Annotated in this window: 6 protein-coding genes and 7 pseudogenes; 9 read left to right on the top strand and 4 right to left on the bottom strand. The window is 67.0% G+C overall.

The window, feature by feature from the left end; all coding sequences use genetic code 11:
- The first annotated feature begins 9 nt into the window (after window positions 1–9).
- Both AC0IX7_RS12845 and AC0IX7_RS12840 read left to right on the top strand, forming a co-directional pair.
- Window positions 10–632: pseudogene (locus AC0IX7_RS12845) on the top strand (DNA-3-methyladenine glycosylase family protein).
- 316 nt (window positions 633–948) lie between these two features.
- Complete coding sequence (locus AC0IX7_RS12840) at window positions 949–2,265, top strand: Nramp family divalent metal transporter (protein ID WP_471812214.1); 1,317 nt, start codon at window positions 949–951, stop codon at window positions 2,263–2,265.
- A 79-nt stretch (window positions 2,266–2,344) separates the two neighbouring features.
- Here the strand turns inward: AC0IX7_RS12840 and AC0IX7_RS12835 are convergent, their stop codons facing one another.
- The 3 genes and pseudogenes from AC0IX7_RS12835 to mutS all read right to left on the bottom strand — a co-directional run bounded on the left by AC0IX7_RS12835 (window position 2,345) and on the right by mutS (window position 6,545).
- Window positions 2,345–2,764 carry a glycine zipper 2TM domain-containing protein gene (locus AC0IX7_RS12835; protein WP_254685202.1) on the bottom strand — a complete coding sequence of 140 codons (420 nt, stop codon included), beginning with the start codon at window positions 2,762–2,764 and terminating at the stop codon, window positions 2,345–2,347.
- Between the two features lie 51 nt (window positions 2,765–2,815).
- Window positions 2,816–3,811, bottom strand: a pseudogene (locus AC0IX7_RS12830) (cation diffusion facilitator family transporter).
- A 157-nt stretch (window positions 3,812–3,968) separates the two neighbouring features.
- Window positions 3,969–6,545, bottom strand: a pseudogene (gene mutS / locus AC0IX7_RS12825) (DNA mismatch repair protein MutS).
- 288 nt (window positions 6,546–6,833) lie between these two features.
- On the opposite strand from mutS, the gene AC0IX7_RS12820 reads away from it, so the two are divergent.
- Window positions 6,834–9,089, top strand: coding sequence for an NADP-dependent malic enzyme (locus AC0IX7_RS12820; protein ID WP_471812213.1), 2,256 nt, complete (start codon window positions 6,834–6,836; stop codon window positions 9,087–9,089).
- A 160-nt stretch (window positions 9,090–9,249) separates the two neighbouring features.
- Here AC0IX7_RS12820 and AC0IX7_RS12815 read toward each other — a convergent pair.
- Window positions 9,250–10,036, bottom strand: a pseudogene (locus AC0IX7_RS12815) (SDR family NAD(P)-dependent oxidoreductase).
- Window positions 10,037–10,165: 129 nt separating this feature from the next.
- Between AC0IX7_RS12815 and AC0IX7_RS12810 the strand changes: the two are divergent.
- The 6 genes and pseudogenes from AC0IX7_RS12810 (at window position 10,166) to AC0IX7_RS12785 (ending at window position 14,448) form a co-directional block, all read left to right on the top strand.
- Window positions 10,166–10,994: pseudogene (locus AC0IX7_RS12810) on the top strand (SDR family NAD(P)-dependent oxidoreductase).
- Entirely contained in the window at window positions 10,991–12,454 is a 1,464-nt protein-coding gene (locus AC0IX7_RS12805) for an MFS transporter (RefSeq protein ID WP_471812212.1), read from the top strand. The pseudogene AC0IX7_RS12810 and the gene AC0IX7_RS12805 overlap by 4 nt, the downstream one beginning before the upstream one ends.
- A gap of 110 nt (window positions 12,455–12,564) precedes the next feature.
- Window positions 12,565–12,906, top strand: coding sequence for a hypothetical protein (locus AC0IX7_RS12800; protein WP_471812211.1), 342 nt, complete (start codon window positions 12,565–12,567; stop codon window positions 12,904–12,906).
- 70 nt (window positions 12,907–12,976) lie between these two features.
- A pseudogene (locus AC0IX7_RS12795) lies at window positions 12,977–13,864 on the top strand (M1 family aminopeptidase); the annotation flags it as partial.
- Window positions 13,785–14,228: pseudogene (locus AC0IX7_RS12790) on the top strand (hypothetical protein); the annotation flags it as partial. The pseudogenes AC0IX7_RS12795 and AC0IX7_RS12790, both read left to right, overlap by 80 nt.
- 97 nt (window positions 14,229–14,325) lie before the next feature.
- Window positions 14,326–14,448, top strand: coding sequence for a hypothetical protein (locus tag AC0IX7_RS12785; RefSeq protein WP_471812210.1), 123 nt, complete (start codon window positions 14,326–14,328; stop codon window positions 14,446–14,448).
- Window positions 14,449–14,523 lie beyond the last annotated feature (75 nt).

Raw genomic sequence — 14,523 nt, 5'->3', positions numbered from 1 at the left:
GCGCCCGACATGGGCCTGAGCGCAGACCAACTCGAAACCGCGATGGCGGCGTTGTGCGCGATCGAGCCCGCGTTCGCAGTCGCGATCGGCAATGCCGGCCACCCGCGCCGCGCATCAGCGAGCGCGGCTTCGCAACGTTGCTGCGGACGATCGTCGGCCAGCAGGTGAGCGTCGCCTCGGCAAAGGCGGTCTGGACTAAGCTGGACACGGTCGTCGGCGGCGCAGGCGACCCGGTGAAGATCGCCGCCGCCAGCGACGAGGTGCTACGCAGCGCCGGCCTTTCGCGGCAGAAGCTTGGATATGCCCGCAGCCTCGCCGACGAGGTGACGAGCGGGCGGCTCGACCTGACCAACCTGCCCGAAGACGACGAGGAGGCGATTGCCGCACTGGTTCGAGTGAAAGGCATCGGCCGCTGGTCGGCGGAAATCTACCTGCTGTTCGCGGAAGGCCGTACCGACATCTGGCCGGCAGGCGACCTCGCGATCCAGATCGAGATCGGGCGTATCCTCGGCCACGAAACCCGTCCGAGCGAGAAACTCACCCGCGAGGTCGCGGAAGCCTGGCGCCCGCACCGCGGCGCCGCTGCGATCTTCGCATGGCATCATTATCAGGCGGACATGAAGGTGATCTGACCTCCTTCTCCCCTCCCTGGAAGGGAGGGGCGGGGGTGGGTCGGCGTCCGCTATGAACGCACGGGGGTGGCTCGATCGGGCCGACCCACCCCCAGCCCCTCCCTTTCAGGGAGGGAGTAGTTTGGCTGCTCTTCCTCTCACACCTGCCCACCCGTCATTCAGCGAAAGCTGGGATCTCGATGATGGGGTAGCTACACCTGCCAACCGCGATACCCAGGTTTCGCTGAGGTGACGGGATAGGGGTTGAGTGCATTTGGCGCCTGACGTGCCAGCCACGCCTTGTCCCACCCCGCCCCTTCCGGCAAAGCACCCTCCGATGTCAGCCCCCAATCTCCCCGCATCCGACTTCGCCAATTCGCTCGCCGAGAGTCACCGCACCGTCGTCATCCCGGAAGGCGCATCCTTCTGGCGCCGCCTGTTCGCGTTCGTCGGCCCGGGTTATCTCGTCGCGGTCGGCTATATGGACCCCGGCAACTGGGCGACGGACATCGCCGGCGGCTCCGCCTTCGGCTACACATTGCTCTCGGTCGTATTGCTGTCGAACCTCATGGCGATGGTCCTGCAGGCGCTGTCCGCCCGCCTCGGCATCGTCGCCGGGCTCGACCTCGCCCAGGCCTGCCGCGCGCAGTATTCGAAGCCGGTCTCGCTCATACTCTGGTTCCTCTGCGAAATCGCGATCATCGCTTGCGACCTCGCCGAAGTGCTCGGCACCGCGATTGCGCTGAAGCTGCTGTTCGGCCTGCCGCTCGTCTACGGCGTCGTCCTTACCGCGCTCGACGTGTTCCTGATCCTCGCGCTGCAACGTTTCGGCTTCCGCAAGCTGGAGGCGTTCGTCGTCGCGTTGCTGGTGATCATCGCCGGCTGCTTCATCTTCGAGCTGTTCCTCGCGCAGCCCGAATGGGCGGGCGTGCTCGGCGGGCTGGTGCCGACCACCGAGATCGTGACCAACCCGGCGATGCTCTACATTGCGATCGGCATTCTCGGTGCGACCGTTATGCCGCACAACCTCTACCTCCACTCGTCGATCGTCCAGACCCGCGCGTTCGCCAAGGACGCAGCAGGCAAGCGCGACGCGATCACGATGGCGACGATCGACGGCACCGTCGCGCTCGGCCTGGCCTTCTTCATCAACGCCTCGATCCTGATCCTCGCCGCCGCGACCTTCCACGTTGCGGGGCGCACCGACGTCGCCGAGATCGACCAGGCCTATGAACTGCTCGCGCCGATGCTCGGCATGGGCGCGGCGAGCGTGCTGTTCGCGGTCGCGCTGCTGGCGTCGGGGCAGAACTCGACGGTGACCGGCACGCTGGCCGGCCAGATCGTGATGGAGGGCTTCCTCAACCTGCGCATGCCGGTCTGGGCGCGGCGGCTGGTAACGCGGTTGCTGGCGATCGTCCCCGCCGTGATCGTCGTCGGCGCGACCGGCGACTCGGGCGCGACGAAGCTGCTGGTGCTGAGCCAGGTCGTGCTCAGCCTGCAACTCCCGTTCGCCGTCGTACCGCTCGTCAAGTTCACCGGCGACCGCACGATCATGGGCGATCTGGTCAGCCCGGTCTGGCTGAAGACGCTCGCCTGGGTGATCGCCGCGGTGATCATCGGCCTGAACGGCACGCTGCTCTACGGCATGCTCTGAATACGCAAACGGCGAACACGAAAACGGCGGCCGATCGCTCGGCCGCCGCTTCGTCATTCGCTCAAGCTTCGGTCGAAGCTCAGCGGCACTTCACGTTGCCGCGGTCGACCGACCGGCCGAGCAACGCGCCGCCACCGGCACCCGCTAGCGTCCCGAGCGTACCGCCACCGATCAGGTTGGCCAGCACACCGCCGCCGAGCGCACCGATCACCAGACCGGTCGTGCCGTCGTTGCGCTTGCAGTATGCGCGGCCATCCTTGCCACGATAGATGCGATCGTTGCGACCCAGGCGGCGCTCACGATAGTTACCGTTCTGATAGCTGCGCGACGGATCCCAGTTGCGATCGTTGTCGCCGCGCCAGTTGCGATCGACGCGTCGGTTGTCGTCCCGGCGGTCGTCACGGCGGTCGTCACGGCGCTGGGCGGTGGCTTCGACGGGAATCATGGCGGGGGCGACGACGGCGACCGACATTAAGGCGGCGATGAAATGCTTCTTCATGGGTAAGTGCTCCTGATCTATGCCAGCTTAACCCCGCCTTCTCCTAAAAGTTCAAACTGTCGCCGTGTCCGCCATCGAACAGTTGTTGGCGTGACCCGTTTCTACCTGCAAGGTCGCGTGGCCGATCCCGAACTTCTCGTGCAGCATCGTCCTGGCATCACTCAAGAAATCGTCACCGGGATGGCCGCCGGGCATTACCAGATGTGCGGTCAGGACGGGTTCGGTGGTGCTCATCGGCCAGATGTGGAGGTCGTGGATCTCGGTGACGCCGGGCAAACCGCACAGCGCTTCGTCGACATGGTCGAACTCGATCCCGCGGGGGACGGCGGACAGCGACATCTCGACGGTCTCGCGCAACAGGCCCCATGTCTGCCAGAAAATGAGGACGGCGATGATGATGCTCACGGCCGGATCGATCCAGGTGAGGCCGGTCCGCCAGATCACCAGCCCGGCGATCACCACACCCGCCGAGACGAGCGCGTCGGCGGCCATGTGGAGATACGCGCCGCGGATGTTGACGTCGCCCTTGCGACCGCGTGCGAACATCCACGCGGTGATCGCGTTGACGGCGATGCCAATGCCGGCGACCATCGACACGGTGAAGGCCGGCGGTCGGGGCCGGATCGGAGAACCGCTGTGACGCCTCCAGCACGATCGCGCCGAGTGCGACCAGCAACAACAGCGCATTGGTCAGCGCGGCAAGGATCGTCGAGCCCTTCAGCCCATAGGTGAAGCGCTTGGTCGGCGCGGTGCGCGCGAGCATCGTGCCGCCCCAGGCGACGACGAGCCCCAGCACGTCGGACAGATTGTGGCCGGCGTCGGCGAGCAACGCGACCGAGTCGATCCGCAGCCCGACCACAGCCTCGACCGCGACGAACACGATGTTGAGTCCGATCCCGATCGCGAACGCACGGTCGAACGAGGCCGGGGCATGGCTGTGGCCCCGTGCGAATGGCTGCCGCCGTGGCCATGTGAGTTGGCATGGTCGTGCCCGTGATGATGTCCGCCCAAAGCCCGCGCTCCGCTAATCCGGCCGCCGCCTAGCATTAGCGTATCGTGAGATACTAGGACGCGGGACCTATTCCTCCCTGCAAGGGAGGTGGTAGACCGAAGGGCTGACGGAGGGTGTCCGCGCTATCGAGGGCGGGTCACCCCTCCGTCTGGCGAGGGCCAGCCACCTCCCCTTGCAGGGGAAGGGTCGGAATCACCCCTCGTTGGCGAGCGCCTTCAACCGGTACAGCGCGTCCAGCGCCTCGCGCGGGCTCATTGCATCGATATCCAACTTAGCCAGATCCTCGCGCAGCACGTCGCACGCCACCTCCTCGACCTGCGCAGCCGCCGCAAACAACGGCAGGTCGTCCAGCCCCGCCGCCAACCCGCCAGTCTTAGCGCGCCCGGCCTCGAGCTTCGCCAGCACCGCCTTCGCGCGCGCCACCGTCGCCGGCGACATCCCCGCCAGCCGCGCGACCGCCAGCCCGTAGCTCCGATCCGCCGGCCCGTCGGCGAGTTCGTGGAGCAGCACCAGCTCCCCTTCCACTCGCGCGCGCGGACATGATGCAGCGACAGCGCCTCGCACCGCTCCGCCAACCGCGTCAGCTCGTGGTAATGCGTCGCGAACAGGCACCGACAGCGATTGTCTTCGTGGATCGCCTCGACCACCGCCCAGGCGATCGCAAGGCCGTCATAGGTCGAGGTACCGCGCCCGACCTCGTCGAGGATCACGAATGACCGCGGCGTCGCCTGCGCGAGGATCGCGGCGGTCTCGACCATCTCGACCATGAACGTCGACCGGCCCCGCGCGAGATTGTCCGACGCGCCGACGCGGCTGAACAGGCGATCGACCAGCCCGAGGGTGGCCTTGGTTGCGGGCACGTACGACCCGGCCTGCGCGAGGACTGCGATCAGCGCGTTCTGGCGGAGGAAGGTCGATTTACCACCCATGTTCGGACCTGTTACGAGCCACAGCCGCGAACTCTCTGACAAATTGCAATCGTTGGCGACGAACCGATCGCCCGATTTTGCGACCGCCGCCTCGACCACCGGATGCCGCCCGCCCTCGATCTCGAAACATGCGTGATCGACCAGCGAAGGCCGCGTCCAGGCGCCTTCCGCCGCGCGCTCCGCGAGACCCGCCGCGACGTCGAGCCGCGCGAGCGCATCCGCCGTCGCCGCAATCGCCTCGCGCCCCGCCAGAGCCTGCGCGGTCAATTCCTCCAGATGCGCCGCCTCCGCCGCTAGCGCATGCGCGCCCGACTGCGACACCTTCGCCGCGACCTCGTGCAGGGCGGGCGTGTTGAACCGCACGACGCCCGCGAGCGTCTGGCGATGCGTGAAGCCGCTGTCTGCCTTCATCAACGGATCGGCCGCCCGCGCCGGCACCTCGACATGATAGCCGAGCACGCCATTATGCCGGATCTTCAGCGCGGTGACGCCGGTCGAGGCCCGAAACTCCGCCTCCAGCGCCGCGATCGCCCGCCGCCCGCCAGCGCCTGCATCGCGCAGGTCGTCGAGCGCCGCGTCATAGCCCGCTGCGATGTACCCGCCATCAGAGGCCTCGATCGGCGGCGACGGCACCAGCGCACGCTTCAACAGGTCGATCAGCGCGCCATGACCGCGCAATCTTGGCGCGATATCCCGCAACAACACCGGCGGATCGACGATCGCGTCCATCCGCTCGCCAAGGCTCCACGCGCCGTCGAGCCCATCGCGCAACTGCCCCAGATCGCGCGGACCACCACGCCCCGCCGCCAGTCGCCCGAGCGCGCGGCCGATATCGAGCAGAGCGCGCAACGTCGACCGCAACCGCTCGCGCGCGGCCTGGTCGTCATGGAACAACCGCACCAGATCGAGCCGCGCGTCGATCGCCGCCTTGTCCATCAACGGCGCGCCGAGATCCGCGCCGAGCAGCCGCGCGCCGGCCCCCGTCACGGTCCGGTCGACCGCATCGAGCAAACTCCTTTCCGCACGCCGCCGGTCGTGCAGGTGAGTTCCAGGCTCTCCCGCGTAGCGGCGTCGATCGCCATCGTCTCCGCCGCGCGCCCGATCCGCGGGGGCGGAGGAAGGGCATCGCGCCCTTGGCATTATGCTCCAGATACGCGACCAGCCCTCCCGCCGCGGCGAGCCCCGCGCGGCCGAACTGCCCGAACCCGTCGAGCGTCGCGACGCCGTACAACCGCTTCAGCCGCGCCTCGCCTGCGCCGCTGTCGAAATCGCCCTTTGGTCGCAGCGTGGTGGCGGCGTCCGCAAATTCGCCTAGCCTCCGACGCGACAACCTCGGCCGCGCCGAGCCGCGCGAGTTCCGCCTCGACCGCGTCGCCCGCAACCTCGACGATCTCGAACCGTCCGGTCGACACATCCGCCGCAGCGATCGCCACCGATCCGCCAGCCTCACCAATCGCCACGCACCAATTGTCCGACCGCGCGTCGAGCAACGCCTCCTCGGTCAGCGTCCCCGCCGTCACCACTCGCACGATCGCCCGCGCGACAAGTGCCTTCGAGCCCCCGCGCGCCTTCGCCTCCGCCGGGCTCTCGACCTGCTCGGCGATCGCGACGCGGTGGCCGGCCTTGATCAGTCGTTGCAGGTACACCGTCGCCGCATGCACCGGCACGCCGCACATCGGGATCGGCTTGCCCTCATGCTCGCCGCGCGCGGTCAGCGCGATATCGAGCACCCCGCCGCGATCCGCGCATCGTCCATGAACAGTTCGAAGAAATCGCCCATCCGGTAGAACAACAGGCAATCCTGCGCCTCCGCCTTCAGGCCGAGATACTGCGTCATCATGGGGGTAGGGGCGGGGTGCGACATCAAGCGCGGGTAGCGAAAAGCCGCCGCCCATAAAACCCCTCTCCCCTCGGGGGAGAGGGCGGGACCCGCGCGCAGCGTGGGAGGGTGAGGGAGTGAGGCTCGGGCGCGGACCCCAACCGCCCCTCATCCGGCGCATGCGCGCCACCTTCTCCCCGAGGGGAGAAGGACGTTGAGGCACCACCCACTAGGGCGAAGTGTCCGGGGTGACGAACGCCGGCCACCTGCCTAGAAGGTCCTCCAAACCTAACGACCGCGCGAGGCCCCATGTCCGACGAAACGCTGCAATTTTCCGAACGCGAAGCCTTGCTCTTCCATTCGGAAGGCCGTCCGGGGAAGATCGAGATCATCGCGTCGAAGCCGATGGCGACGCAGCGCGACCTCGCGCTCGCCTATTCGCCCGGCGTCGCGGTGCCGGTGCAGGCGATCTACGACGATCCCGCCACCGTCTACGACTATACCGCGAAGGGTAACCTCGTCGCGGTCATCTCGAACGGCACCGCGATCCTCGGCATGGGCAATCTCGGGCCGCTCGCCAGCAAGCCGGTGATGGAGGGCAAGGCGGTCCTCTTCAAGCGCTTCGCCGACGTCGACGCGATCGATATCGAGCTGAAGACCGAGGACGTGAATCGCTTCATCGACGCGGTCGAACTGATGGAACCGACCTTCGGCGGCATCAACCTCGAGGACATCAAGGCGCCCGAATGCTTCATCATCGAGCAGGCTCTGCGCGAGCGGATGAACATCCCGGTCTTCCATGACGACCAGCATGGCACCGCGATCATCACCGCCGCCGGCCTGATCAACGCGTGCCTGCTCACCGGGCGCAAGCTCTCCGAGGTCAAGATCGTCGTCAACGGCGCGGGTGCCGCGGCGATCGCCTGCACCGAACTCGTGAAGGCGATGGGCGTGCGCGGCGACAACGTCATCCTGTGCGACCGCAAGGGTGTGATCTACCAGGGCCGCGACGGCGTCGACCAGTGGAAGTCGGCGCATGCCGCCGTCACCGAGACGCGCACCTTGACCGAGGCGCTGGTCGGCGCCGACGTGTTCCTCGGCCTCTCCGCGGCGGGTTCGCTGACCCCGGAGATGGTCAAGGACATGGCCCCTGCGCCGATCATCTTCGCGATGGCCAACCCCGAGCCGGAGATCCGCCCCGAACTCGCGATGGCCGCGCGCCCCGATGCGATCGTCGCCACCGGCCGCTCGGATTATCCGAACCAGGTCAACAACGTCCTCGGCTTCCCATTCATCTTCCGCGGTGCGCTCGACGTCCGCGCGACCGGCATCAACGACGCGATGAAGATCGCCGCCGCCAACGCGATCGCAGAGTTGGCGCGCGAACGCGTGCCGGAGGAAGTCGCCGCGGCGTACGGCGTCAGCCACAGCTTCGGCCCGACGTACATCATCCCGGCCCCCTTCGATCCGCGGCTGATGGAGGTCGTCCCCGTCGCGGTAGCGAAAGCGGCAATGGCCTCGGGCGTCGCGACCAAGCCGATCCTCGACATCGAGGCGTATCGCCATTCCTTGCGGGCCCGGCTCAATCCGACCACCTCGGTCCTGTCGATGGCTTACGAAGGCGCCCGCGCGCACCCCAAGCGCGTGATCTTCGCGGAGGGCGAGGAGGAAGTCGTCCTCCGCGCCGCGATCACCTTCAAGGAGGGCGGCTACGGCACGCCGGTCCTCGTCGGCCGCGACGACGTACCCGAGCGGTTGCGTGCGCTCGGCGTCACGGACCCGGAAAGCTTCGAACTCCACAACAGCCGCGTCTCGCCGCTCGTGCCGCGGATGGTCGACTTCCTGTATTCGCGGCTCCAGCGTCGTGGCTATCTGCGCCGCGATTGCGAGCGGATGGTCAACCAGGACCGCAACATCTTCGGCGCGCTGCTGCTTCAGCTCGGCGAGGGCGATGCGATGATCACCGGCATCACGCGCACGTACGGCGAGACGATGCGCCAGATCCGGCGCGTGATCGATCCGGTCGCGGGGAAGACGCCGTTCGGCATCCACCTGCTGGTGGGCCAGAGCCACACGGTGTTCATCGCCGACACGACCGTCAACGAACGCCCGACCGCCGAGCAGCTCGCCGACTTCGCCGAACAGACCGCAGCGGTCGCGCGCCGGATGGGCCACGAACCTCGCGTGGCGTTCCTCAGCTATTCGAACTTCGGCAATCCGAAGGGCGAATGGCTCGACAACATCCGTGATGCGGTGACCGTGCTCGATGGCCGGCAGGTCGGGTTCGAGTACGAAGGCGAGATGGCGCCGGACGTCGCGCTCAACCCGAAGCAGCTTGCGAACTACCCCTTCGCGCGGCTGTCCGGTCCGGCGAATGTCCTCATCATGCCGGGCCTCCAGTCCGCGCATATATCCGCGAAACTGCTCCGCGAACTGGGCGGAGACTCAGTCATCGGCCCAATGCTGATCGGCATGGAAAAGCCCGTCCAGGTCGCCCCCATGACGAGCACGGCCAGCGAACTCGTAACGCTGGCCGTCCTCGCAGCAGGCGGAATAGCGCGATAATTCTCCCTCGCCCCTACGGGGAGAGGGAAGGGGCCCGCGGCGCTTGCCGTGGGAAGGGAGAGGGGAGTGAGGCTCGGGACGGCTAGTCCCAACCACCCCTCTCCCTTCCGCAGCCAAGCGGCTGCTCCCTCCCTCTCCCCGAAGGGGCGAGGGAATCAGCTCACGCGTCGATGCTTGTCCCCAACGACGCATGCACCAGCCCACCATCCACCGTGATCGTCTCCCCAATCACATAATCCCCCGCGCGGCTCGCGAGATAGATCGCAGCCCCAGCCATATCCTCGTCCACCCCGACGCGCTTCGCCGGAATCCCTGCGCCACCGTATCCCCATGATCCCGCGCCGCCTTGTTCATGTCGCTAGCAAACGCCCCCGGCGCGATCGAGGTCACGTTGATCGAGATCCGTCACCAGCCGCGCCGCCATCCGCTTCGTCAGATAGATCAGCGCCGATTTCGACGCATGATAGCTGTACGTCTCCCACGGATTGAGCCGCTGGCCGTCGATCGACGTGATGTTGATCACCTTCGCCGGCTTTGCGCGCGATCCCGACGCCTTCAACGCCGCATGCAGCGCCTGCGTAGAAAGAACGGCGACTTGACGTTCAGGTCCATGACCTTGTCCCAGCCGACCTCCGAAAACTCCTCGAACGGCACGCCCACGCCGCCCCCGCATTGTTGACCAGGATATCGAGCTGCGTCTCATGCTCTGCGAACTGCGCCGCCAGCGCCTTGCATCCCGCGACCGTGGAGACGTCCTGCGGCAATGCGATGCAGTTCGGCCCGAGCTCCGCCGCCGCCGCCTCGCACACATCGGCTTTCCGCGACGAGATATACACCTTCGCCCCCTGCGCGATGAAGCCGGCGGCGATCATTTTGCCGATCCCGCGGCTGCCGCCGGTGATCAGCGCGACGCGGCCGTCGAGCCGGAACAGGTTGGTCGTATCCATCACGCATCCTCCGAATGTTTGGCTGCTTGGTATCGCCGAGCGCCGCCCGCCGCAAACCCGTTTTCGAACGCGCCATCATTGACGAGTGCAGAAGCCATACTATGCTCGCCAAAGAGCAGGAGAGTGCGTGTGAGGTTTTCAGGCAAGCGGGCCGTCGTGACCGGCGGCGCGTCCGGTATCGGCCGGGCGACCGCACTCCGAACTCGCCGACGAAGGCGCCACCGTCCTGATCGGCGACATCGACGAAGCCGGTGGCCAAGCGCTCGCCGACGCATCCGGTGGCCGCATCCTCTTCCAGCGTACCGACGTGCTCCAGGCCGGCGATATCGAGGCGTTGATGCAGACCGCCGACGACGCGGGCGGGCTCGACATCCTGTTCAACAACGCCGGCGCCGGCGGTTCGCGTGATCCGATCGGCGAGATTTCGCCCGAGGACTGGGACCGCACCCAGGCGCTCCTCCTCCGCTCGGTCGCGCTCGGCATCCGCTACGCAGCTCCGCTCATGGCGAAACGCGGCGGCGGCGCGATCGTCAACACCTCGTCGGTGTCCGCGCTCGGCACCGGCTACGCACCGACCGCCTATTCCACCGCCAAGGCCGGCGTTCTCCACCTCACCAAACAGGCCGCCGCGGATCTCGCGCAGCACAGGATCCGCGTGAACGCCGTCGTTCCCGGCTTCATCGTCACCAACATCTTCACGCGCACGCTCGAACTCGACGAGGACAAGACGACCAAAGCCGACGCGATGATCGCGCATATCGCCGCCGACGCGCAGCCGATCCGCCGCCCCGGTACCGGTGCAGACATCGCCGCCGCGGTCGCGTTCCTCGCCAGCGACGATGCGAGCTTCATCACCGGCACGCACATTCTCGTCGACGGGGGCATGACGATCGGCACGCGGCCGAGCTGGGACCCTGCGCAACCCTCGCTGTTCGCAATTCTCGACAAACTGAAATGACCGCCGCGGGCCGCCGCCTCTCGAACGGCACGATGGCGAGCTACGGCTTCGGCGCGGTCGCCTACGGGGTGAAGGACGCCGGGTTCGGCACGTTCCTGCTGCTATTCTACAACCAGGTCGTCGGGCTGCCCTCCGCCACCGTCGGCCTCGTCATCATGATGGCGCTGCTGATCGATGCGTTCGTCGACCCGGCGGTGGGCTTCTTCTCCGATCGCACGCGAACCAGATGGGGCAGGCGGCATCCCTGGATGTACGCCTCCGCGCTGCCGATCATGGTCGGCTGGCTGCTGCTGTGGAACCCGCCCTCGATCATGTCGGAGCCGCAGACGCTGGTCTGGCTGTTCGCGATGGCGGTGCTCGTGCGCACTGCGGTGAGTTGCTACGAGGTCCCGTCGGTTGCGCTGACCCCCGAGCTCACCTCCGGCTATGACGAGCGGACGCGGATCATGGCGTATCGCTATCTGTTCGGCTGGGTCGGCGGTCTGCTGATGCTGCTGTCCGCGTACAAATATTTCCTCGCGCCCACCGCCGCGTTCCCCAACGGTCTGCTCAACCGCGCCGGTTACAGCGGCTTCGCGCTCGCGGGCGCGCTGCTCATCGGCGTTGCGATCCTCGTGTCGGCGCTCGGCACGCACCACGAGATCAAGCATCTCCCTAACGCCCCGATCGCCCGCCAGACCTTGCGCGATTCCTTCGCCGAACTGCGCGAAACTGTGAAGAACCGCGCCTTCGCGATCCTGATGGCGGCGGGTGTCTGCGCCTACACGATCCAGGGCATCAGCTACGCGATGTCGAATTACCTCTATATCTACGTATGGGGCTTCAAAGGCCCGACCTTCGTGTATCTGACCATCGCATTGTTTTCGGGCGTCTTTCTCGCGTTCCTGGCGGCGCCCCGGCTCGGAAAGTCGGCCAGCAAGCCCAAGGCGGCGATGACCGCGGTGCTATGCGGGGCGGCGCTCAACACCTCGCCCTATTGGCTGCGCATGCTCGGCGTGTTTCCGGAGGTCGGCGAGTCCACGCTGCTGCCGATGCTGTTCGGGTTCTTCATCCTCGGCACCGCGTCGAACGTGACCGGGTTCATCCTCGGCGCGTCGATGATGGCGGACGTGGTCGAGGATTCGGAGGCGAAGACGGGACGAAGGTCGGAGGGCGTGTTCTTCGCGGGCTCGTTCTTCGTCCAGAAATGCACGAGCGGGATCGGGATATTCTTCGCCGGCATGATCCTCGCAGTGGCGGGCTTCCCGGCCAAGGCTACGCCGGGCACGGTCCCGGTGGGGACGATCGATCGCCTCACGCTGATCTACGCGGGGCTCTACATCGCGCTGGCCTGCGTCTCTGCGTTCTTCTTCTCGCGTTTCCCGTTCGGGCGGGTGGAGCATGAGGCTCGGTTGGCGAGACTGGCCGGCGCGCCCAGCCTCGATGCAGCCCCACGAGAACCTAATCTTCCCCCTCCCTGAAAGGGAGGAGGCATGACGGTGACAGTTACCCTTCCAGCAAGCGGACCCGCACGGTAGGACCGAGGCTTGGCCGCCCCAATTGCCGGGCAACGGCACCATCGGAGATTCCCATGCGCATCCCCGCACTAGCCACCGCCCTCGGTCTCGTCCTCGCATCCCCCGCCGTCGCACAGACGATCGCGCCGATCCTCTCCACCCCCGACGCGCGCGACCCGCACAGCTATGCCCGCCCTACCGAGGCCCGCGTCACGCACGTCGCGCTGGATCTCGCGGCCGACTTCGACACCCACGTCATCCGCGGCATCGCCACCCTCGACATCCTCGCGGCCCCCGGCGCCAAGCAGGTCGTGCTCGACGACAACGGCCTGAAGATCGTCAACATCACCGACATGGCCGGCAAGCCGCTCCCTACTCGGTCGGCGCGGTCGACAAGATCCACGGCGCACCGCTGACCGTCACGCTCAACGGCGCGAAGAAGATCCGCATCGCCTACGCCTCCTCGCCCGACGCGAAGGCGCTGCAATGGCTTACCCCTGCACAGACCGCGGGCAAGAAACAGCCGTTCCTGTTCAGCCAGGGCGAGGCGATCCTCAACCGCAGCTGGATTCCGACGCAGGACTCCCCGGCATCCGCCAGACCTGGGAAGCCAAGATCGCCGTCCCCAAGCAGCTGACCGCGGTGATGAGCGGGGACCGTGTCGCAGATGCGGCGGGTAAAACCTGCACCGCCGATCGCTGCACCTTCGCATACAAGATGGACAAGCCCGTTGCGCCCTATCTGATCGCGCTCGCGGTCGGCGACATCGCGTTCAAGTCGACCGGCCCGCGCACCGGGATCTGGGCCGAACCCGCGACGCTGCCCAAGGCCGCCTATGAATTCGGCGAGCTCGAGAAATTCGTCGCCGCCGCGGAAGGGCTGTACGGCCCATATCGCTGGGGCCGCTACGACGTGCTGGTCCTGCCGCCGTCGTTCCCGTTCGGCGGCATGGAGAACCCGACGCTCACCTTCGCCACGCCGACCGCGATCGCCGGCGACCGCAGCCTCGTCTCGTTGATCGCGCACGAACTCGCACACAGCTGGTCCGGCAACCTCGTGACGAACGCGACGTGGGACGATTTCTGGCTCAACGAAGGCTTCACCAGCTATTTCGAGAACCGGATCATGGAGGCGCTGTACGGTAAGCGCCGCGCCGACATGGAGGCCGACCTCGCCTGGACCGACATGCTCGCCGCGGTGAAGGAGGCCGGCGGCCCCGCCGCGAAGGACACGCAACTCCACCTCGAGCTAGACGCATCGCGCGATCCCGACGACGGCATGACGCAGATCGCCTATGACAAGGGCGCGGCCTTCCTCCGTACGATCGAGAAGCAGGTCGGCCGCGCGCGGTGGGACGCATACCTCCGCAGCTATTTCGACCGCCACGCCTTCCAGCCGCAGACCAGCGCCGGCTTCCTTGCCGACCTCAAGTCGAAGCTGCTCACCCCGGCCGAAGCGAAGACGATCGGCGTCGACACGTGGGTCTACCAACCCGGTATCCCGGCGAACGCGGTGCATGTCACGTCCGCCGCGTTCCCTGCGGTCGATGCGGCGGCGAAGGCCTACGCGGCAGGGGGCGGTGTCGGCGGTTCCGGGCAAGGCGACCACGCAGGAGATCACGCGCTTCATCACGCAGTTGCCGCGCAAACTCCCGACCGAGCGGCTGAAGACGCTCGACGACGCGTTCGGCTGGAACACGACGGGCAATTCGGAGATCCGCTTCGCCTGGCTGCAACTCGCGCTTGCCAATCACTATGCGCCTGCCAACGCCTCGGTCGAGCAGTTCCTGACTTCGCAGGAGGCGCAAATTCGTCGCGCCGCTGTTCCAGCAGATGATGGACTCGGGCGACTGGGGTCACAAGCTGGCGATGGACATCTACGGCAAGGCGCGGCCGGGCTATCATGCGGTCACGCAGGTCACCGTGGACCGCATAACCGGCTGGAAACTGATGAACTGAGCCTGACGGGGCCCTGTTTCGGGCGTTGGTCGGCGCGGTAACACGCTTCGTCGGATATGGTTCCGCCGCGTATTT

The sequence above is a fragment of the Sphingomonas sp. AC411 genome (genome assembly GCF_979253035.1).
The sequence above is the reverse complement of the archived record's forward strand: the minus strand, read 5'-3'. Positions and strand labels throughout refer to the sequence as shown.